This is a genomic window from Pseudomonadota bacterium, assembly GCA_030860485.1.
Taxonomy (GTDB): domain Bacteria; phylum Pseudomonadota; class Gammaproteobacteria; order JACCXJ01; family JACCXJ01; genus JACCXJ01.
Genome location: JALZID010000152.1, coordinates 1 through 20,477 on the forward strand (window position 1 = coordinate 1; position 20,477 = coordinate 20,477).

A 20,477-nucleotide genomic window follows, 5' to 3' on the forward strand; every position below is an offset into this window, starting at 1 on the left:
CGCCGCCGAAGATCACCGCCAGCTCAGTTCTCAGCCATCGCCCTGTAGTGCAGACCTAGGGGGGTCCCTATGAATGATATCAATCACTTAGGACCTCGGTACCCCCCGAATCGGCTAAGTCGGGTTAAACCAGCGAGAGGATTTGCGCCCGCACGACCCCTCGAATGTTTTTGCAAGTTAAGAGGTTGGCAGAAGCGCCCGAAAATGGCCTGGGTTGATGAAGATCAGTGACCGTAGCTATCAGATGGGGCGCTTCTTTAAGTCGGTTCACTTAACGCGCTGCGCGTATGCAGCATGAGGTGATCGGCCCATGCCGACACGGATAGAAGGTTGTGGCAGGCACTTTTGCCTGCACGCTTCGGATAAACCGGCCAACCAAACGACGTCCATGATTGAGGAGCATATTGGTAAGTTAGCGCTGATCCGATGGGCCGGAGTTATTCACCCTTTGTCCACCGACTACGATTGAGAGAAAGTCTTCGTCCGTGGACAAAGCGTGAATAACTCCGGCGGACACCTTCTCGGCACATGCGGATAGGAAAACAGCCACAAAAGATTAAAAATGATCTGGCGCCGGGGCTTGACAACCGGGCCCTCATAGAAGGCCATTTGAAGTCGGTCGAAGGCCAGCCGTCGGGGCGGTGCCCGGGCGGACAGGCCGAGATGGGTGAGGATCTTGGCGATCACGGGCGGATCTTCGATGGCGGCGATGATCGTCAAGGTACCGCCGCTACTCGCGGACACTGCGCGATGTCGATATCGAATACCCGCTTGAGCAACTGGGCAAAGCTCAGGCGCACCGGCGCCGAGGGATGGGGCGCGTCAGCGTGAACCGCTGCAGCGTTATCTCGTGCCGCCATCAAACCTCACGCAGCCCATCCGAGGGCTCGATACGGGCGGCGCGGATGCCGCCGAGCACGGCGCCGAGGAGGCTCGCCATCAAGGTCAAGAACAAGGCCACGAGGAAGTGCCGGGGCATGAGAAAACAGATGGACTGCCCGGCCGCGAGATCGGCCGCCAACATGCGGTTGATGACCTGTTCGAGGAGCCAGGTACACGAACACCGCGCCGAGCCACCCGAGGACCGCGGTGAAGAGCGCGCGGAAGTCGGGTAGAGCATGATCCCCCCGCCGCGAAACCCGAGCAGGCGCAGGACCGAGAGCTCGCGGCGCTTGCGATCGGGTGTTGGCCAAAAGGCTCGCGCCGAGCGACAGGGAATAACCCGCCATCCCGGCGGTGGCGATGACCCAGAACAAGAGCGCTAGATTGCGCGTATAGGAAGGATAAACCGTCGTCAACTATCGGGATCTGAGCCGATTGAAACGTCCTGAAGAGCGGCGTCGGCCTCTTCCATGGGGATGCGATGGCCTTCGTCGAGCCAGGCTCCGAGGTCGATGAGCCGGCAGCGTTCGCTGCAGAAGGGTCTCCACGGGTTGTCGCCGCGACTGCTCGCCGGCCCTCCGCAGTGCGGGCAGCGCAGGCTCACAAGAGGCAGCACTGCAGACCGAATTCGATGTCGCGGGTCGTCTGTGTCGGCCGAGCCGTGGTCTTGGGCTGCTCCAGAAATCGTACGGTGAAGCGGTGTCTCCCGGCGCTGATTTCCGGAAACAACCGGGCCTCCGAGGGCAGGTGTATCCGGATGAGTTGGCAGGTGGCGCCGGCCTCGAGCGACTGCTGGTGGAATCCCCCCAGGGCCACGAGCCTGGCGAGGTCGCTGCAGTCTCGCACGGCCTGCAGAACCGCGAAAATGCCGTCTCGCATGGCGCGCAGGTCCACGACCCAGCGCTCGAGGTCGAGCACCCGGTGCTCGGGTGCTCGGTTCAACCAGTAATGGAAGGCCGGCAGGTCGAAGCTGCACGTGCCCCCTTGGATCGCGATGCGCTGGCGCACCGCCCTCACAAGCTCGTCCTGGCGCACCGTCTGGCCCGGTTGATGGCCCGGGTCTTTGATCTGCTTGAGCACACCCTCCAGGCGCACCAGGGTCTCGTTCAGGCGCTCCGAATCGACCCGAGGGTTGCTGCGCAGTCGCGCGAAGGTGGCCGCCTGGCGCTCGATCTCCTTGATGAGATCGCCCTTGATGTCGGAGCGCCACAGGAGATCGGTGACATCGATGATCGCCGCGATGGCGGCCCGGCTATCGCCCTCGGAGACGCCCTCGACCTTGTCCCATAGTGCGCGGAAGAGGTGCTCCAGGCGCAGGAAGGCGCGCATGCGCTCGTTCAACGGCTGTTCGTAGACGACCGTCGCGCCGCCTGGCGGGCAGTCGGTGTGCATCTCTCTGGGAGCCAATGTTACTCGGTAAAGAGTGGGTCCCACGCTACGCGGCGCTCTTCGGCCCACTGCCATCGGCACCCGTGGGCGAGCCGCCGTTCAGACGGAAGCGCCGGCCCTCGTGCGGCCCGCTTGCAGGTAGCGCGCGTGCAGCCCCGAGACTTGCGCGCTCAGGGTGCCGATATCCGCCGTATTGACGATGACGTCGTCGGCCAGCCTGAGGCGTTCCTCCCGCGAGGCCTGTGTCTGCATGATCGCTTCGGCCTCCCCGGCTGTCAAATTGTCGCGCCGCCCGACGCGCGCCAGTTGCACGTCTCGCGGGGCATCGATGACCACGACGCGGTCGAACAGCCGCGCCTGGCCCGTTTCGGCGAGGAGTGGGATGCACAGGATGCAGTAAGGCGCTTCGAGGGCACGGGCGCGTACCTGCATCTCATGCAGGATCCTGGGGTGCAGGATGTCCTCGAGCTGCCTGCGGGCCGGGGTGGACCGAAAGACGAGGGCCCGCAGCCTGGCACGGTCGAGCCGACCGTCCGCCCCGAGAAGATCGTGCCCGAAACGTTCGACGATGGCCTTGAGCGCCGGCGCGCCGGGTTCCACCAGCTCGCGGGCTATGAGGTCGGCGTCGAGCACCGGGGCACCGAGGGACGCGAAGATCGCGCAGGCCGTAGACTTGCCCGTGCCGATGCCGCCGGTCAACGCCACCAGGAGGGTCATGGTGAGCCGATGAAACCCAGGTAGCTCTCCGTCAGGTTTGCACCCCAGATCAGCGTGATCCAACCGGCGCCGGCCAGATAGGGACCGAACGGCATCGGAAGGTTGCGGTCCCGGCCTCCGCTGGCGATCAGCCCGATCCCGACGATCGAACCCAATACGGAGGAAAGGATCACGATGGCCGGCAGGGCCTGCCATCCCATCCATGCCCCGAGCAGGGACAGGAGCTTGAAGTCCCCGTGCCCCATGCCCTCCTTTTTGGTGAGCAGCTTGAAAGCGTGGTAGACCAACCACAAGCAGAGATAACCGGCGATAGCCCCGATCACGCTCGCTTCGAGTGAGGTGAAGACGCCATAGAGGTTACAGGCGATGCCGAGCCACAGGACCGGCAAGGTGATGGAATCGGGGAGGTACTGCGTGTCAAAGTCGATGAATGCGAGGCACAGGAGGGCGAAGGTCAGGACGGCGGCCGCCAGCGCTTGGACACCACAACCGAAGTGCCATGCGACGACGGCCACGAGCACCGCGCTCGATACCTCGACGACGGGATAGCGCCACGAGATCCGACCGTGGCACGCACGGCACCTGCCGCGCTGCCACAGAAAGCTCAAGACCGGGAGGTTCTCGATCGGGGAGATGACATGGCCGCAATGCGGGCACTCGGAACGCGGGCGGCTCAGAGAATAGCGCTGTTTCGCCGGCAGAGCCGGGGCAGCGACGCCGAGGACGTCGATACACTGCGCGCGCCAGTCCTGCTCCATCATCTTGGGCAGGCGATGGATGACGACGTTGAGAAAGCTGCCTATAAAGAGCGCTAGGACCGTGAGGACGACGATGAATACCCCTGGGTCCAATTGATTACAAGTGAGCATAGAGAGGGACGCAGGCTCGCCGGGCTCGTGGCAGTTTGGGGAAGCTCGGGGGTGCCGGCCGAGCGGCTCATGGGCTGAGCCGCCGGGCACGGCGCCGTGAGGGCCATCGAGTCCCGTAACTATAGTGGTTGCGCTTTGGGCCGGCAAGCCTCGCGGTAACGCCCCGGGACGGCGTTGCCGCACCACACGGTTGAACGGATGAGCGGCTGGACGGGGCCGTCAGACCACCTGGCCCATCTTGAAGATCGGCAGGTACATGGCGATCACCAGACCGCCGATGATGATCCCGAGCACCGCCATGATGATGGGTTCGAGCAGGCTGGTGAGCGAATCCACGGCATCATCGACCTCCTGCTCGTACCAGTCGGCGACCTTGCCCAGCATAGCATCGAGCGCCCCCGATTCCTCACCGATGGCGACCATCTGCACCACCATGTTGGGGAAGATCCCGGTGTCTCGCATCGCCGCCTGGAGTTGCGATCCGGTCGAAATCTCGTCCCGCATCTTGAGCGTCGCATCGTGGAAGATGATGTTGCCGCAGGCCCCGGCGACGGAGTTCATCGCCTCGACCAGCGGGGTGCCGGCCGCGAACATGGTCGCGAGCGTCCTGGAAAACCGCGCGATCGCCGCCTTTTCTATGATCCCCCCGAGGACCGGGAGCTTGAGCAGCATCCGGTCGAAGAAGTGCGCCACTGCGACCGATCGCTTCTTGGCCTTGAGGATGCCCACCACGGACCCGATGAGGATGCCGAAGATCAACCACCAGTATTCCTGGAAGTACTGCGAGATGGTGATTACGAGCCGCGTCAAGGGCGGCAGATCGGCACCGAAGCCGGAGAACAGTTGTTCGAACTGCGGGATCACGAAGATCATGAGAATCGCCGTGATGATAAAGGCCACCACGATGACCGCGGTCGGGTAGAAGAGCGCGGCCTTGATCTTGGACTTGAGGGCCTCGATCTTCTCCAGATAGGTGGCGAGCTTGTGCAGGATCGCCTCCAGGATGCCCGAGGCCTCGCCAGCCGTGACCAGGTTGACGTACAGCTCGTTGAAATGGGCCGGATGTTTGCGCAAGCCGTCGGCCAGCGCGCCGCCGGCCTCGACGTCCGATTTGACCGAGAGGATGAGGTCCTGCATCCCCTTGTTCTCGTGACCGCGGCCCACGATCTCGAATGCCTGGACGAGCGGCACGCCCGAGGACATCATGGTCGCGAGCTGACGGCTGAACACGGCGACATCCTTGGGCGTGACCTTCTTCTTGCGGACCCCGCCGAAGAGCGATCCCGGTTTCTTTCGGACCTTGAGCGGGTTGACGCCCTGACGCCGCAGCAATGCCTTGACCGTGGCATCGCTGGTGCTCGACATCTCACCCTTGACACGCCGTCCCGACCTGTCCAGGCCTTCCCATAAAAACACGTCTTTTCTGATGGCTGCTTCCGCCATGGCACTACTCCATAGTTACGGTATTGATCTCTTCGAGGCTGGTGACGCCGTCCTGCACCTTCCTGAGGCCGGACCGGCGGATATCGGGGATGCCCTCCTTGCGCGACTGATCGGCCAGCGCTATGGCATTGGCTCCCTCCATGATCAGCCGCTTCATGGGATCGGAGATGGGCATGACCTGATAGATCCCGGTCCTGCCCTTGTAGCCGCCGTTACACTGCTCGCAACCGACCGCTCGGTAGACCTTGAACGTGCGGGCCACATCCGTTTCGGTGAAACCTTCCGCCAATAGAGCATCCTTGGGCATATCCACCGCCACCCGGCAATGCACGCACAGCCGGCGCGCCAACCGCTGGGCGATGATGATGTTGATGGTCGTGGCGATGGCGAACGCGGGTATGCCCATGTCGAACATGCGGGTGATGGTCTGCGGGGCGTCGTTGGTGTGCAGGGTGGACATTACCATGTGACCGGTCTGTGCCGCCTTGACGGCGATGGACCCCGTCTCGATGTCGCGGATCTCCCCGACCAGGATGATGTCGGGGTCCTGACGCAGAAAGGCCTTGAGGGCCTTGGGAAAGGTCATGCCGCTTTTCTCATCCACTTGGACTTGATTGACACCCGGGATGTTGATCTCCACGGGGTCTTCTACCGTCGAGATGTTCACATCGCCGGTATTCAGCATATTGATGCCGGTGTAGAGCGAGACGGTCTTGCCGCTGCCGGTCGGGCCGGTGACCAGGAACATCCCGTAGGGCTTGCTCAGGTTCTTGAGGAACAGCTTCTTCTGGAAGTCCTCGTAACCGAGGGCATCGATGTTCAAGCGGGCGGCGTCGGAATCGAGGATACGCATCACCACCTTCTCGCCGTAGAGCGTGGGACAGGTGCTGACACGAAAGTCGATGGCCTTGCTTTTCGACAGCCGGAGCTTGATGCGGCCGTCCTGGGGCACCCTACGCTCGGCCACGTTCAGGCGTGACATGACCTTAATGCGGGTCGCGATCTTGTTGGCCAGGGCCACGGGTGGCTTGGCCAGCTCGCCGAGGTCACCGTCGATGCGCAGGCGGACGCGGTAGATCTTCTCGTAGGGCTCGAAATGCAGATCGGAGGCTCCTTTGCGGATGGCGTCCAGCAGCACCTTGTTGACGAAACGCACCACGGGTGCGTCGTCGATGTCGGAGTCTTCCCGCTCGTCGGGCCGCTCGTCGCTGACCTCCAGGTCATCCAGATTGCCCAGGTCGTCGCCGCCGAGCTCCGTGAGCTTGTTGTCCGAGGCCTCGAGCGCCCGCTCGATCGCCTGTGTGAGCTTGTCGTCCTCGACCAGGACGGCTTCGGTATTGAGACCCGTATGAAACTTGATCTCGTCGAGTCCCTGCAGGTTGGTCGGGTCGGAAACCCCGATGAACAGGCGATTGTCTCGTTTGAAAAGCGGGATGGCATGGTTCTTTTTGATGAGGTTGTCCGCTACCTTCTTGTTGATCTCGGGATCTGGATCGAAGGCCTCGAGATCCAAGAGGGGCACGCCGAATCCCGCCGATGCCGCCGAAGCGACGTCACGGCCGGAGGCGAGCTTGCGCCCGATGAGGAAAGGGACGAGCGCGACCTTCTCTTTGGCGGACTGTAGTACTGCCTGCCGGGCGGCATCCTCGTTGAGGAGCCCGCTCGCAACCAGTGTCCTGGCCAGGCCCGTCAAGGGGGTTTTAGCTTCGAGAACCGCCATGGTGACTTCTGTCGTTACTTCCGCCGGCAGCCTATGCGCCTGGACGCCACGATACTTGACCGTCGTAAGTTCCCGTGGGACCTGCCCCGCGGAGGCGACCCCGGCCTATCGGCTCATGGCATCCGCATTGAGGCCGACGATTCCGATCACGATGAGGGCGATACACGCGAGCCTGATCGGGGTCAGGGGCTCTTGAAACCAGAAAAAGCCGATGGCTGCTATGAGCGCGGTGCCCAACCCCGACCAGACGGAATAAGCGACACTGATGTCCATCTTCTTTAACGTCAGGGTCAGCGCGACGAAGGCGAGTGCGTAGAAAACGAATATAAGCACGGAGGGGAGGGGGCGGGTGAATCCCTGTGCCAGCTTCATGGAGGTCGTGCCGGCCACCTCGAAGACGATGGCGGCGGCCAGGTACAGCCAATGGTTCATCGCCGACTATCCTTGGACTGACTTGGCCTAGAGACGAACGCCGTAGAGACGCACGCAGATACCCGCTGGTGTCCCTGCGAGGCCTGGCGCAGGCAATGCTCGCCTTTCCGACACCCGCGCTCCGGACGCGCCCGGCGGACGCGGCTAGCGGGAGCCGCCTCCCGGCGGGGGGTCCGGGCGGGAGACCGCCCGCGCGGTGGGGTGGAGGACCTTGGACTCCGGCACGGTCGGGATGGGAACCAGCTTAGGCGCCACCGTGGCCCTGGGCGCGTTCTGCTCTTCGCCCAGACGCCCCTCCGCAGGGACACCTTCGCTCAACATGACCGTGTTCTCGTCACACAGGACCAGAGAGCTCTTCGCCAAGTGCTCGTAGACCGCACGATAGTTGACGGTCAGACTGTTGAAAAGGTCGGCGGCCTTGGAGAAGTGTTCGGTGACGTTGTGGCGGTATTCGCTGGCCTCTTGGCGGGTCTCTTCGAGCACCATACGGGTTTGCTCGAGATCCGAACGTGCTTTGACGAGATCGGCCTGGATCTCTTCGATCTCCGCCCTAAGGGTCTTGATACGCTTGACCCCGGTCGAGAACCAACGCCCGATGAAGACCCCGCACAGGAATGCCACGGCAAACCCGGCCCAGACCCACACCCAAATGTATTCAGCCCCAATATCTTCAGCCATTTAGTCGCTCCTCACGCCAGCACGGGCTGACCGGCGGCAGACCGGGCAGTGTGCGACGCCGGTCATTCTAATCACGTCGTGGCGGTTTCTCCATCATGACCCGGGCACGACGCATCCAGAAGACCATATAAAATGGATTGAGCGCGCCGGCCGGCTCCGCTACCCTGTACGCGCCGACTGTATTTTGGGACGCCGGCCTATGTGACATGAAATCGATACCCAACCAGCGGCAAGCCGGGGTGCGAGCACTCGCCATGCTGCTCCTCGCCCTTTGGCAGCCGGCAGTCCGGCCGGCTGCGGCGGCCCCCGTCGATGCCCCCGTCGATGCCCCCGTCGATGGAGATGCGCGCGATGGAGCGCCCAAGACCTTCTGGGCGTCGCCGGGCCGGTCCGTTCGCCTCGTTGACCAGGACCGACCCGCCCCACCAAACGACCATCCGGCGGCGTTGAGCGCGGCGGAGTTGCGCACAATCCTCGCCGCCCTCTCGGTGTTCGGTGGGCCGGCCTTTCTGGGGGCGGACGCGGAGCCCATCTCCGTCTTCACGGAGGACGAAGCCCGCGTGCTCGCCCAGGCCCTCGCGACCGCGCTCGCGGAGGCGCGACCGGACCAGGATGTCGCCTTTACCGTCGAAGGGGAACGCAACGCCTTCTTCTTCGCACAGGAACCGGTCACCATCGGTGGCCGGGTCTTCTATGATGATCAACGCCTGCACATCATCTTCGGCGATCTCCACCAGCCTGCCGGGCGACCCGCCCCGGACCGGCACGGGAGTGCCAAGACCGGGGAACGGCTCTACCCGGTGCGCATCGGCATGCGCGCCGGCGATATTGCCCACCACTGGCGCATCGTGCCGACCGAGGGGCAATCGTTCCACGTCGGGGCCGACACGACGCGCGGAGACTGGATCGAGATCGATGTACCGATCACGCTTGCGGCACTGCGCCGCAGGCAGAGCGGTGTGGGGCCTCCTCCCAAGGCCGTCGAGCAACCCCGGTCCGAGGCCCGCCGGCTCGATCTCGAACGCCGGCAGGAGCGTCAGCAGGCGGCTCGCATGCGGCAGTCGCTCCGCGACATCCAAGGTGGGGCAGACGATTCAGCACTCCTGCGGAGGCGCCTCGCGACCCTCGAGGAGCTCAAGAACAAACGCCTCATCACGCCCGAGGAATACGCGAAGCGACGCCGGGCGATGCTCCTCGGCCGGTAGGATCGGAGCGCCCGGGGCGCAGAGCCACGCCCGGAGAGGCATGCCGTACGCGCCATGATCGGCACCGCGATGTCAGTGCTGGGTGGGCCTCAGGTACTCAATCTCCGGGTCCACGACCGCGGCCCCGAGCTCGATGGAAAACTCCTCCGCAGGCATTGACGCGGCGTCGGCGATGCCAGCATCGTTGCGGGCCGTGATGAGCGTCCAGTAACCGAGCATGTTGGTACGGGTTTGATCGATCACGTCGAGCCGGGTGTCCTCGATGAAACCCTCGAGCGACATGTCAGGATGAAAGCCGAGCAGCTTGGACAGCGGCGCGAGCACCCGCTCCATCCCCGCGATCAATCGATTGCGGCTCTGGAAGTGGTTCAGAAAGTACATCTGGCCGCCCGGCTTGCAAACCCGGCGCATCTCGTTGACCAGGCGCACCGGGTTCGGTACCACCGAAGCGACGTAGATGGCCGCGACCTTGTCGAAGGCGCGGTCTTCGAACTGCATGCGCTCAGCATCCATCTCCCTGAGATCCACCACATGGTCGAGCCGCAGGCGTTGCTTGCGCGCACGCGCACGCTCGAGCATTTCCGCTGAAACGTCGATCCCGGTTACGTACACGGATCGGGGATAGAGGCCGAGGGACAGTCCGGTACCCACACCGACCTCCAGGATGCGTTCTCCGGACCGGCAGTCCATCTGTCGGATCGCGGCTCGCCGCCCCTTTTGCATGACCGGTCCGAAATAGAGGTCGTAGAAACCGGCATAGCGCCGGTAGGCCTTGCGTACCGCGTCGATGTCCAGCCTGAACGCCCCGGTCTTGCGCAGCCGCCGCGATACCGGAGCCATCTTATGATTCGTTCGCATGTAGTCATCCTCGAAGCGCCGACCGGGTCACCGCTCTATCAACCGGTGTATCTGGGCTCGCGCCTCTCGTCGGACGCCGACTAAAGCGCCGGCGGCGCGTCCATCGAGTCCGCTCGAGGCTATAGCTTGTGTAAAGAGGGGCGCCGCCGTCTTGTTGTTGTCCTGGTGTCGTCGCCGGCGGGAGCCATGCAGCCCGACGGCGACTCATCGTTCTCGTTTGGAACTGCTAATGATGGCGGTGGAAGCACCCGATTGCAATGGGCGCGTGCGGCGCACGGTGTGCGCTCGCTCTCGGGCAGCCGCTGGTCGGGCTTGGCGCACTGAGCGTCGGCGCGCGGCGATCGTGCGCCGCATCGGCGGTGGCGCGCGCTATCCCGTCTCCGACGCCGCGTCCAGCGGCGGCGCCGGGGATCTGGGCCAGACGCTGAGCAAGGCCTTGACCAGCGTCGCGAGCGGGATCGCGAAGAACACCCCCCAGAAGCCCCAGAACCCTCCGCAGATCAGGACCGCGACGATGATGGCCGCGGGGTGGAGATTGACGGCCTCCGACAACAAGAGCGGTACGAGCAGATTGGCATCCAGCACGTGGATCAGCGCATAGCCGCCCATGAACCACGCGAAGTCGGTGCTCCAACCCCACTGGCCGTAGCCGGCGAAGGCGACCGGCACGGTGACGACCACGGCGCCCACGAACGGTACGATCACCGATATCCCCACCAGCACCGCGAGCAGCGCCGCGTAGGACAGGCCCAGGAACACGAAGAAGATGTAGGTGGCGGAGCCGACGATCAGGATCTCGATGAACTTGCCGCGCACGTAGTTTCCGATCTGGTCGTCCATTTCCCGCCACACGCGCACCAGGATACCGCGATCGCGGGGTAGGAAACCCCGTGCCCAGGCCATGATCACCAGCTTGTCCTTCAGGAAGAAGAACACCAAGAGCGATCCCAGGAGGACATAAGCGAGCGCAGTCATGATGGCGGGGATCGATGCGAGCGAGGAGGACAGGACGTTCTGGCCGAAGTCGGCCATGCCGCGCCGGATCACCACCGTCAGATCCACGACGTCCTGGGTCGATACGAACCCCGGAAAGGCCTCCGGCATCCGCAGGAGCAGTTGCTGCCCATCGTTGATGAGCCGCGGCAAACCCTGCACATAGTCGGCGACTTGGTGGTAGAGGAGCGGGATGAGGCCCAGCATCAGAAACACGACCGCGGCCAGAAACAGTGAAAACACACAGGCCACCGCGAGGAGCCGCGGGATCCTCATCCTCTCCATCTGGGCGACCAGCCCCTCCAAGAGATACCCGATCACGATCGCGGCCAGCAACGGGGCCAGGGTTTGGCCCATCAAGAAGATGACCGCGAACGAGAGCGCCAGAAACACCGCGAGAAGCACGGCCTGCGGGTCGGAAAGATACCGCCGGTACCAGGTGAGCAGGAACTCGATCATGGGCGCAGCGTGACACGCATGCGGGAGTTTGGGTCTCGAATACCGCAGGACTCGGCCTCACGTGATCGGGGCCGGCTGCACGCCTGAGGATATATCAACCGGTGACGGTTTTCAGCAACAAAGAGAAGGTCCCCCACGGCTGGTACAATGCCATGCTCATGGGGTGGTGGGGCACGATCGTCGGGGGGGCTTTCGGCTTCCTTTTGGGCGGACCGCTAGGCGCGGTGCTCGGGGCGGCGCTCGGGCACAACGTCGATCGGGGTCTGGACCGGCCGTTCGGCGGCCCCGCGCGGAGAGCACCGGGATCGCGCGAGGAGATCCAGACCGCCTTCTTCACGGCGACCTTCTGCATCATGGGCCATCTCTGCAAGGCCGATGGGCGGGTCTCGCCCAACGAGATCGGTCTCGCGCGCCTGGTCATGGCGCGCATGGACCTGTCGCCGGATCAGGCGCGCGCCGCCATGGGTCTCTTCAACGAAGGTAAGTCGCCGGGCTTTCCGCTCGAGGAGATCCTGGGCCAGCTCCGTCACGAGGTTCGCGGCCGGCGGCGCCTGTTGCGCCTGTTCTTGGAGATCCAGCTCGCGGCAGCATACGCCGACGGGGCCGTGGGCACCGCCGAGGAGCGCATCCTGCTCCATATCTGCGATCGCCTCGGGTTCTCGCACCTCGAGTTTCGGCAACTGGAGGCCATGGTGCGTGCCGAGGGTCGCCATCGCCGGCAGGCCAGGCCCGAAGCCCCCCCGCCGCGTTACGGGCTCGAAGATGCCTATGCCATCCTCAACGTCCCGGAGAGCGCGAGCGATGACGAGATCAAAAAGGCCTATCGAAGGCTCATGAGCCAGCACCACCCCGATAAGCTCCTGGCCCAGGGGCTGCCGGAGGAGATGATCAAGGTCGCGACCGAAAAGACCCGGGACATCCGTGGCGCCTACGAGCGCATCCGCGAGGCGCGCGGATCCTAGATGAGGTTCCTAGATGAGATGAATCGGCGGCGGACCGGCATCGACTACCGGCGCCTGACCAGCGATATAGAGACCTGGGCCCAGGAGTTGGGCTTTCAGGGGATCGGCATCAGCGGCGTGTCGCTGCCGGAGGACGAGGCCAGGCTCAGGGACTGGCTCGAGCGCGGCTTCCACGGCGCCATGGACTATATGGAACGCCATGGCACGAAGCGCTCCCGCCCGGCCGAGCTGATGCCGGGGACCGTACGAGTGATCGCGGTGCGCATGGATTACCTGCAAGAGCCGATGGCGGGCGCGCGCGCGGTGCTGGCCGATCCCCGGCTCGGCTACGTGTCACGCTATGCGCTGGGACGCGACTACCACAAGGTTCTAAGGGGCCGGTTGCGTCGCCTCGTATCCCGGATCGAAGAGGTCGCCGGACCATCGGGTCATCGGGTCTTCACCGACAGTGCCCCGGTCCTAGAGAAGGCCCTGGCCCGGAACGCCGGTCTCGGATGGATAGGCAAGCACTCGAATCTCATCAGCCGCGATCGCGGCTCGTGGTTCTTCCTCGGGGAGGTCTATACCGATCTGCCCCTGCCCGTAGACCCACCGCAGGGCCGCGGGCATTGCGGCCGCTGCATGGCCTGCATGGCGGTGTGCCCGACGGCGGCCATCGTCGCCCCCTATCAGGTCGACGCGCGCCGGTGCATCTCCTACCTGACTATTGAGCTCTGCGGCCCCATCCCCGTGGCGCTCCGGCCGCTCGTCGGCAACCGCATCTACGGCTGCGACGATTGCCAGCTCGCCTGCCCTTGGAACCGCTTTGCACGGTTGAGCTGCGAGCGCGATTTCGCCCCCCGCCACGGCCTCGACGCGCCACGGCTCACCGACCTGTTTTCTTGGAGCGAGACCGAGTTTGGCAAGCGCACCGAGGGCTCGGCCATCCGCCGGATTGGTTATTCGGGCTGGTTGCGCAATGTCGCCGTGGCGCTGGGGAACGCCCCGACCAGCCCCGCGGTGGTAGAGGCCCTGGCGAGCCGTGCATCCGATCCCTCGGATCTGGTGCGCGAGCACGTGCAGTGGGCGCTGTCCCGGCATGGCGCGTAGAGCGCCTGAGCTCATGGCCTGAGGTCGTCGAATAATTCGCGCGCCGCTGGGAAGCGTTGCTCCAGCCAGCGCGCGAGCCCCGGATCGCTGCCGAGCGCCCCGATCCCGTGGGGGGCGACCGCCACCCCGCCGAGCGCATACATCCCCGAAATCGCGAGGCCCCCGATCGCGAGGCCCCCCGATCGCGAGGCCCCCGATCGCGAGGTACACCGCGACAGCCACCCCGCCCAGCACGGCGCCCCCTGCTGCGATCCCGCCTATCGCCAGCACCCCGAGGCCCATCCCGCCGAGCGCCAGGCCCCCCGACCGCGATCCCGCCGATGGCCCACGAACCCCGACCGCCACATTGCCGACCGCGATCACCCCCTTTGGCTACGCGCGGGCGGCTGGTGTCCGGGTCCAGCCCTTGCGCGACGTGGATCAAGGGCCACCCGAAGACCTGCGCCTTGGAGCGTATTCGCTAACCCCAGTAACGCGGGTAGCAAGCGGGGGGCGCCCGTCCAAGAACTCGCCGCAGTAGCGGCACTTGATGGCCTTTTCCTGGATGGCCTCGGCGCAGAAAGGGCAGGTCCTCACGGCGCATCCATCGTATCAGCCTGATTTCGGCGTGTCACACCTCGGCGGCGGGGCGTTCTGCGTCGTGGAGATCCCGCTCGGACCCCCGGCGATCGTACGAATTATGCGCCCCCGCCCGATTTCGCCTCGCATTCGGGGCCCGGATCGACGCCCGACAGGGCGTTAATGAGCGTCGCGGGCCGGGCCGCTAAGCACCGCGGCGCGGGACCGTCTCTCGCTGTTTCTCAAAAGACACAACGAGGGCATAATCACATGAGTGTCGCCGCTTACACGATGCTGGTCCTGATCGGGGTTCTTTGCATCTACGCCGTGCTCACCTACAACCGGCTGGTGACCCTGCGGAACCATGTGCAGAAGGCCTGGAGCAACATCGATATCGTGCTGAAGCAAAGGCACGACGAGCTACCCAAGCTCGTGGCGGTGTGCCGCGAATACATGAGATTCGAGCAGGAGACGCTGGAACGGGTCATCGCGGCGCGCAGCCGGGTCGCGGAGGCGCGCGAGCGGCGCGACGTGGACGCGCTCGGTGCCGCGGAAGGTGCGTTGCGCACGGGGCTGGGGCAGCTCTTCGCCCTGGTCGAAAGCTATCCCGCGCTCAAGGCCAACGATAACTTCCAGCACCTTGCGGCGCGCATCACCGGCCTCGAGGACACGATCGCGGACCGCCGCGAGTTTTATAACGAGTCGGCCAATACCAATAACATCGCGCTCGAGCTGTTCCCGGACGTCTTCATCGCCCGGACCTTCGCGTTCACGGCGTTCAAGCTCCTGTCCTTCGATCGCGCGGAGACGGAGGACGTGGACGTGCGCGCCTTGCTGCAATCCTGATCGACCGTGATCACGATGCTGGGCGAGCTGCATCCTCATCTCCGCCGGGCACTTCTTGCTGTTCGGGGTGGCCTATGCGGTGAAGCAGCCCCTCTACCAGACCGGCGCGCTCGCGCTCGTCGGCGTTTGCAGCCTGATCGCGTGGCTTGCGGCTTTGCGGCGTTATCGACTGGTCGCCGATACGCCGACCTCCCTCGTCGCCAGCGCCGCTCAGGGCTATGTCGAGCTCGTGGGGCGTTGCGAGTTGCACCCCGGCAGCCCAGCGCTCGGCTATCTTTCGGGTCCTCCGTGCGTGTGGTATCGCTGTGCCGTCTCTCGCCGCACGAGCGAGGGCTGGTCTTCGACTTCACGCGAGCGCAGCTCCGACACCTTCCTATTGCGGGACGCGTCGGGGACCTGTGTCGTCGATCCGGACCACGCCGAGGTGACGGGGGCCGGCAAGCGCTCCTGGACTCAAGGTGAGTACCGCTACGACTTCGACTACCTGGCACCTGGCGATCCCCTGTATGCCCTGGGCGAGCTGGCGACTCGGGCGGGACGCGAGGGCCTTTCGATAGGCGCGCAGAGGTCGGGGTCCTGCTGACGGAGTGGAAGCGCGACCCGACCAGCCTCAGGGAGCGCTTCGACGCCGATCGCGACGGGGAGGTGACCCTCGCGGAATGGGCCAAGGCCCGGGACGCCGCCGAACGCGAGGTCGATCGGTGCCACCTGGAGTCCGGCCCGTCTGCGACACTCCATCTCTTACGTGTCCCGGCCGATGGCCGGCCGTACTCTTAGTGAACCGCGATCCGCTGGCCCTCGCCCGTGGCTTCCGGTTCTGGGCCTGGCTGCACGTGGTCGTGCTGATCGTGGCCGTCGTGGCGGTCTTGGTGTTATTGTGCCTCGCCGATGCGCCGGGGCACTGAAACACGGACCTCACGGACATCGTGCACCTCGATTCGAACCCAGCCCCACGGCGCTTTGTACTGGCCGAATGATCTTGCTATCTTTGCCGAGCGTGTCAGTCCTCGCGAGGGTGCCATGGAGACAGCCAGGCCGTGCTCAACGGGATCGTGGCTTGGGGTATCGAGGCCTGCGTTCCAGCCCATGCCATCACGACCCTGCATTACCTCGTGAGCAAGTATCAGAGCAAGAACGCCGCAGCCACGTTAATCATCCGTCATCCGTGAATTTAGGAGTGGGACCATGGAACTAGAAAAGACCGCCCAAGCCCTCGTGGCCCCCGGCAAAGGCATCCTGGCGATCGACGAAAGCTTCCCGAGCATCAAGAAGCGCTTCGACTCGATCGGGATCGAGTCCACGGAAGAGACGCGCCGGGCCTACCGGGACCTTCTCATCACGACGCCAGGGATCGGCGAGCATATCAGCGGCATGATCCTGTTCGACGAGACTATCCGCCAGGCCACGGCTGCCGGCGTGCCGTTTCCCCGAGCACTGGAGGCGGCGGGCATCATCCCCGGCATCAAGGTCGATCAAGGCGCCAAGGACATGGCCTTGCACCCGGGCGAGAAGATAACGGACGGGCTAGACGGCCTGCGAGAGCGCTTGGTGGAGTATCGCGGCCTCGGCGCGCGGTTCGCCAAGTGGCGGGCGGTGATTACCATCGGGGACGGGATCCCGACCCCAAGCTGCATCGAGGCCAATGCCCAGGCGCTCGCCCGCTACGCGGCGTTATGCGAGGAAGGAGGGCTCGTCCCGATCGTGGAGCCTGAGGTCTTGATGGACGCCGACAACACGATCGAGCGCTGCTACGAGGTCACCGAGGCGACGCTCAGGAGGATGTTCGCTGCCCTCTACGAGCAGCGGGTGGTCCTCGAACGGCTGATCCTCAAGACCAACATGGTGATCGCCGGGAAGCAGTGCCCGGTGCAGAATAGCGTAGAGGAGGTCGCTCAGCAGACCGTCCGCTGCCTGCGCAACAGCGTGCCCGCCGCCATCGCCGGCATCGTGTTCCTCTCGGGCGGTCAGAAGGCCGAGCCCGCCACCGCGCACCTGAACGCCATGCACCAGATGGGCAGCCTCCCCTGGCCGCTCAGCTTTTCCTACGGACGGGCCTTGCAAGAGCCCGCGCTCAAGACATGGTCCGGCAAAGCGGCCAATGTCGCCCTGGCCCAGAAGGCCCTCTATCACCGGTCGAAGTGCAACGGCCTCGCGAGCCGCGGGCAGTACAAGCCGGAGATGGAGCAACTAGCGGCGTGAGTCAGGCCTGACGACGGTAATCCGGTATAACGGAATTGCTTCAACGCGCGATAGCGAAAGTGAAGGGCCACGGCATCTCCTTCACCCGTATCCCACAGCCCCGACCTATCACCCGCCGCGGCGCATAGACCAGGAACACCTTCCTCCCCCAAAGCGGTACAAACGCGAAGCGCCGGGTCGCCAACCGATCGCAGCCGGAGCACACCGGCCGGCAATTGGCCCGAGGATGCACCCTCCACTTCCAGTGCGGCTCCCCTCGGCCTTCCACAAAGCGCACGGCGCCATCGATGAACGACTTGAATTTCTGCACGAGGTTGAGGATGGTCTTGGCCGGAGAACTTCTGCCTAAGGGCTAAACTTACATGGTGACCTAGAAGGTTCTACCGATTAGCCTTAGTCGGCGTATCCGACAGTTTGCTCACGCCTGAGCCTAACTTGTTAAAACAGAACGCAATAAGCTTCTGAGCCGGGCTCGGCACACAGCTTGCTGCCGACTCACGTGCCCGCAGTCACGACGAGACATGCGCGGCGGTAATCCACTTTTTTCGGAAAGAATAGGAGGAATGAACGATGAACTGGGATCAAGTCAAGGGCAGTTGGAAGCAAGTAAAAGGCAAAGCTCAGCAGATGTGGGGCGATCTTACCGATGACGAGCTCGACGTTATCGAAGGGAAGCGCGAGGAGCTCGTGGGCAAGTTGCAGGCCAAGTATGGTTATACGAAGGAGAAAGCCGAGGAAGAGGCTGACGGCTGGGTCAGACGGTTGTAACTAGGAAAAGGTAAATCGGGAAGGAGAATCGACGCTGCCCAGAGAGCACGGCAACGACCATTGAGCATGCTGCTCCATGCTGACGAGGAGAAATCTGGAGGGTGACGATGAAGCAGACAGGCGATATCTATCGGTGCACGAATCCCGGTTGCGGCTGTGAAATGAAGGTGACACAAGACCCGAAGCCGGGTGGAGGTGGCAATGCGCCTCCGCGCTGCTGTTGCGGGATGGAGATGAAGAAGATTTCTTAGATTTCTTATTAGAGGGGGTGATCATGAGAGACGAGACAGGCACCGAATATCGGGGCCTCAGCCGAGTGCTTCACAAGCACTCCACGACGCTGAAAATGCAGGAAGGGAAGATGGGTTACCTTCTCCTGTGGCTGGTGGGGATACCAATCCCGATCCTGCTCCTAATCTTCCTCCTGCGGGGATGCAATTGACAATCGATAGGGCATTCCGGCGGTCATCGGACGCCGGAATGGGATTAGAAGCAGAGACCACTGAGCTCGGAGTGAGGCGATGACATTAGGAACCATACTGCTAATCGTGTTAATTGTGCTTCTGATCGGGGCGGTCCCCACTTGGCCGCACAGCAGCACATGGGGCTACGGCCCGAGCGGCCTATTGGGCGTGGTGCTGCTCGTCGTGCTCATCTTGTTGCTCGTGGGCAGGATCTAGCCGAAGCGGGAGTCGCTCAACCCACGGTAGCGCCGCGCAGTTTTGGGAAGGGCGAGGGCTACTTCCAGACCTCGACCACCGCGACCTTCCCACGGACGGCCGTCTTCGCTCTCCGCCGCCTGCCAAGTCGCGATATGGGCCGCCTGCCAAGTCGCGATATGGTAGGAGACGTCGCCATTGGTCGCGGGGTATTCGTAGAAGCCGATGCCGGCGTCCTGGTATCGCACCTCCTTGGCTAGCCGGCGGAGCGTCGGGACCGCCGTGTAGCGCTCGTCACGGAAGAAGTTGCGGCCGATTTCGCTGGCGTCGGGGCCGTGGACCAGCCGGCCGTCGCTGTCGAGGATCCAGACGGTGGTGGGCGCCTCGGCATGACTGTCCGGACGCACCAGATCCGCGAAGAATCGCGGCGACAGCCCGGTTTCGGCGGGACTTTTGGCCAGCGCCGCGCTCAGTGTCCTGGCGACGGTGCCGGCTTGCAGGAGGTTGTGGTCGGCGATGCGTGTGATGTTGGCGAGCGCCGAGTCGGCGCGCGCACGGACCGCCACTGCCGAACCTTCGGCCGCTTCGGCAGCGCGCCGGGCCCGGTGCGCGTCACGGCCGAAATCGACCGCGAGACCGGCGCCGACGAGGACGGCGGTGATGGCGACTACGCCGGCGATGACCGCCATCTTGTTACGGGCGACCGAGCGACGTAGGAGTTCGGCGCGGGAATAGGCATAGGTGCTGACCAGCCGTCCGTCCCGGTAGGCACGCAGTTCGGCGGCGAGTTCGCCGGCATCCCGATACCGCACGGCCTGGTCTTTCCTCATGGCCTTGTCGCAGATGGCGACGAGCTCGGGCGGCGCCGGCGCGGCGCGCAAGGGCATGGGCTCGGGCGAGCCGAGCCGAGCCGAGCCGACTAGGATCTGGTAAAGGATACAGCTGAGTGCGAAGACACCGGTCCGCGGATCGATGTCCCCGAATGCGGGATCGAGCTGCTCGGGTGCCATGTAGGCGGGGGTGCCCATGATGGCGCCCTGGCGGGTGAGATCGGCGGGCCTCTCTTCCGTGATCCGCACCGTGCCTGCGGCCGCCGTATCGGCCTCGGCCGCGATCTTGGCGAGGCCCCAATCGAGGAGGATGGTTTCACCGAAGGCCCCCAAGACGACATTGCCGGGCTTGAGATCGCGGCGCACGACGCCCCTGGAATGGGCGTAGGCCATGGCCTCGCAGATGTCGATGAAGCTACCAAGGAGCTGCAGCCGTTTGGCCAGCGCGGCCTCGGGACGGCCGGCGGTGCGGGCCGCGAGGGCCTTGGACAGGGTGTCGCCGCGTACCAGGCGCATCACATAGAAAGGAGACCCTTTGGAGGTGGCGCCCAGATCGTAGACGGGAACGATGCCGAGATGCTCGAGGCGGCCCGTGATCTGGGCCTCGCGCACGAAACGGGCGTGGATGCGCGGGTCCATCGGCTCGGCGTCCGCGTGCATCTCCTTGATGGCGACCTCGCGGCCGATGCGTTCGTCGAAGCCGAGGAGCACGCGCCCGACGCCCCCGGCCCCGACCTCGCCACGCAGGGAATAGTGCTCGGTGAGGCGGATCGGGGCCGGGACCTCATGGCGGTGGCTGTTCAGACGGGTGTCGAGGACGGCGTAATCGACGATCGTGGTGAGCTCGGCGGCGTTGCTTTTCATGACGGTTCCTTCAGGATGGGGTCCGGAGATACCGGTAGCGCGGATCTAGCCGCACGG

Annotated in this window: 22 protein-coding genes; 8 read left to right on the forward strand and 14 right to left on the reverse strand. The window is 64.4% G+C overall.

Annotation, left to right across the window (positions count from 1 at the left end; genetic code table 11):
- Nucleotides 1-459 precede the first annotated feature (459 nt).
- The 10 genes from M3461_08365 to M3461_08410 all read right to left on the reverse strand — a co-directional run bounded on the left by M3461_08365 (nt 460) and on the right by M3461_08410 (nt 8,130).
- Nucleotides 460-720: a hypothetical protein gene (locus M3461_08365; GenBank protein ID MDQ3774358.1), complete on the reverse strand. Its 261-nt coding sequence runs from the start codon at nt 718-720 to the stop codon at nt 460-462.
- Nucleotides 721-859: 139 nt separating this feature from the next.
- Nucleotides 860-1,120: a hypothetical protein gene (locus tag M3461_08370; GenBank protein ID MDQ3774359.1), complete on the reverse strand. Its 261-nt coding sequence runs from the start codon at nt 1,118-1,120 to the stop codon at nt 860-862.
- A gap of 174 nt (nt 1,121-1,294) precedes the next feature.
- Nucleotides 1,295-1,486 (reverse strand): DNA gyrase inhibitor YacG, encoded by a 192-nt coding sequence (locus M3461_08375; GenBank protein MDQ3774360.1) that lies wholly within the window; start codon nt 1,484-1,486, stop codon nt 1,295-1,297.
- The gene (zapD, locus tag M3461_08380; protein MDQ3774361.1) at nt 1,483-2,274 is read right to left on the reverse strand and encodes a cell division protein ZapD; all 792 of its coding nucleotides are present in this window, start codon (nt 2,272-2,274) and stop codon (nt 1,483-1,485) included. Before zapD ends, M3461_08375 begins: the two co-directional genes overlap by 4 nt.
- A gap of 96 nt (nt 2,275-2,370) precedes the next feature.
- Nucleotides 2,371-2,988 carry a dephospho-CoA kinase gene (gene coaE, locus M3461_08385; protein ID MDQ3774362.1) on the reverse strand — a complete coding sequence of 206 codons (618 nt, stop codon included), beginning with the start codon at nt 2,986-2,988 and terminating at the stop codon, nt 2,371-2,373.
- Nucleotides 2,985-3,857: an A24 family peptidase gene (locus M3461_08390; protein ID MDQ3774363.1), complete on the reverse strand. Its 873-nt coding sequence runs from the start codon at nt 3,855-3,857 to the stop codon at nt 2,985-2,987. Before M3461_08390 ends, coaE begins: the two co-directional genes overlap by 4 nt.
- A 219-nt stretch (nt 3,858-4,076) precedes the next feature.
- Nucleotides 4,077-5,300, reverse strand: coding sequence for a type II secretion system F family protein (locus M3461_08395; GenBank protein MDQ3774364.1), 1,224 nt, complete (start codon nt 5,298-5,300; stop codon nt 4,077-4,079).
- 4 nt (nt 5,301-5,304) lie between these two features.
- Entirely contained in the window at nt 5,305-7,020 is a 1,716-nt protein-coding gene (gene pilB, locus M3461_08400) for a type IV-A pilus assembly ATPase PilB (protein ID MDQ3774365.1), read from the reverse strand.
- A 105-nt stretch (nt 7,021-7,125) separates the two neighbouring features.
- Entirely contained in the window at nt 7,126-7,452 is a 327-nt protein-coding gene (locus M3461_08405) for a multidrug efflux SMR transporter (GenBank protein MDQ3774366.1), read from the reverse strand.
- Nucleotides 7,453-7,596: 144 nt separating this feature from the next.
- Nucleotides 7,597-8,130: a YhcB family protein gene (locus M3461_08410; protein ID MDQ3774367.1), complete on the reverse strand. Its 534-nt coding sequence runs from the start codon at nt 8,128-8,130 to the stop codon at nt 7,597-7,599.
- Between the two features lie 206 nt (nt 8,131-8,336).
- On the opposite strand from M3461_08410, the gene M3461_08415 reads away from it, so the two are divergent.
- Nucleotides 8,337-9,335 (forward strand): hypothetical protein, encoded by a 999-nt coding sequence (locus M3461_08415; protein ID MDQ3774368.1) that lies wholly within the window; start codon nt 8,337-8,339, stop codon nt 9,333-9,335.
- Nucleotides 9,336-9,407: 72 nt separating this feature from the next.
- On the opposite strand, the gene M3461_08420 is transcribed toward M3461_08415, so the two are convergent.
- Complete coding sequence (locus M3461_08420) at nt 9,408-10,193, reverse strand: methyltransferase domain-containing protein (GenBank protein ID MDQ3774369.1); 786 nt, start codon at nt 10,191-10,193, stop codon at nt 9,408-9,410.
- Between the two features lie 369 nt (nt 10,194-10,562).
- A complete protein-coding gene (locus tag M3461_08425; protein ID MDQ3774370.1) occupies nt 10,563-11,645 on the reverse strand; it encodes an AI-2E family transporter in 1,083 nt (360 codons plus the stop codon).
- Nucleotides 11,646-11,803: 158 nt separating this feature from the next.
- Here M3461_08425 and djlA point away from each other — a divergent pair, with 158 nt between their 5' ends.
- The 5 genes from djlA to M3461_08450 all read left to right on the forward strand — a co-directional run bounded on the left by djlA (nt 11,804) and on the right by M3461_08450 (nt 17,299).
- Nucleotides 11,804-12,607 (forward strand): co-chaperone DjlA, encoded by an 804-nt coding sequence (gene djlA / locus M3461_08430; GenBank protein ID MDQ3774371.1) that lies wholly within the window; start codon nt 11,804-11,806, stop codon nt 12,605-12,607.
- Nucleotides 12,608-12,625: 18 nt separating this feature from the next.
- Nucleotides 12,626-13,696 carry a tRNA epoxyqueuosine(34) reductase QueG gene (gene queG, locus M3461_08435; protein MDQ3774372.1) on the forward strand — a complete coding sequence of 357 codons (1,071 nt, stop codon included), beginning with the start codon at nt 12,626-12,628 and terminating at the stop codon, nt 13,694-13,696.
- 828 nt (nt 13,697-14,524) lie between these two features.
- Nucleotides 14,525-15,100, forward strand: a complete 576-nt coding sequence (locus M3461_08440) for a LemA family protein (GenBank protein ID MDQ3774373.1) — start codon at nt 14,525-14,527, stop codon at nt 15,098-15,100.
- Nucleotides 15,101-15,155: 55 nt separating this feature from the next.
- Complete coding sequence (locus tag M3461_08445; protein ID MDQ3774374.1) at nt 15,156-15,683, forward strand: hypothetical protein; 528 nt, start codon at nt 15,156-15,158, stop codon at nt 15,681-15,683.
- Between the two features lie 602 nt (nt 15,684-16,285).
- A complete protein-coding gene (locus M3461_08450) occupies nt 16,286-17,299 on the forward strand; it encodes a fructose-bisphosphate aldolase class I (protein MDQ3774375.1) in 1,014 nt (337 codons plus the stop codon).
- Nucleotides 17,300-17,339: 40 nt separating this feature from the next.
- On the opposite strand, the gene M3461_08455 is transcribed toward M3461_08450, so the two are convergent.
- Nucleotides 17,340-17,609, reverse strand: a complete 270-nt coding sequence (locus M3461_08455) for a hypothetical protein (protein ID MDQ3774376.1) — start codon at nt 17,607-17,609, stop codon at nt 17,340-17,342.
- 260 nt (nt 17,610-17,869) lie between these two features.
- Here M3461_08455 and M3461_08460 point away from each other — a divergent pair, with 260 nt between their 5' ends.
- Complete coding sequence (locus tag M3461_08460; protein ID MDQ3774377.1) at nt 17,870-18,067, forward strand: CsbD family protein; 198 nt, start codon at nt 17,870-17,872, stop codon at nt 18,065-18,067.
- 521 nt (nt 18,068-18,588) lie between these two features.
- Nucleotides 18,589-18,747 (forward strand): DUF3309 domain-containing protein, encoded by a 159-nt coding sequence (locus M3461_08465; protein MDQ3774378.1) that lies wholly within the window; start codon nt 18,589-18,591, stop codon nt 18,745-18,747.
- Here the strand turns inward: M3461_08465 and M3461_08470 are convergent.
- The gene (locus M3461_08470) at nt 18,744-20,420 is read right to left on the reverse strand and encodes a serine/threonine protein kinase (GenBank protein MDQ3774379.1); all 1,677 of its coding nucleotides are present in this window, start codon (nt 20,418-20,420) and stop codon (nt 18,744-18,746) included. The two genes, M3461_08465 and M3461_08470, sit on opposite strands and share 4 nt — an antisense overlap.
- Nucleotides 20,421-20,477 lie beyond the last annotated feature (57 nt).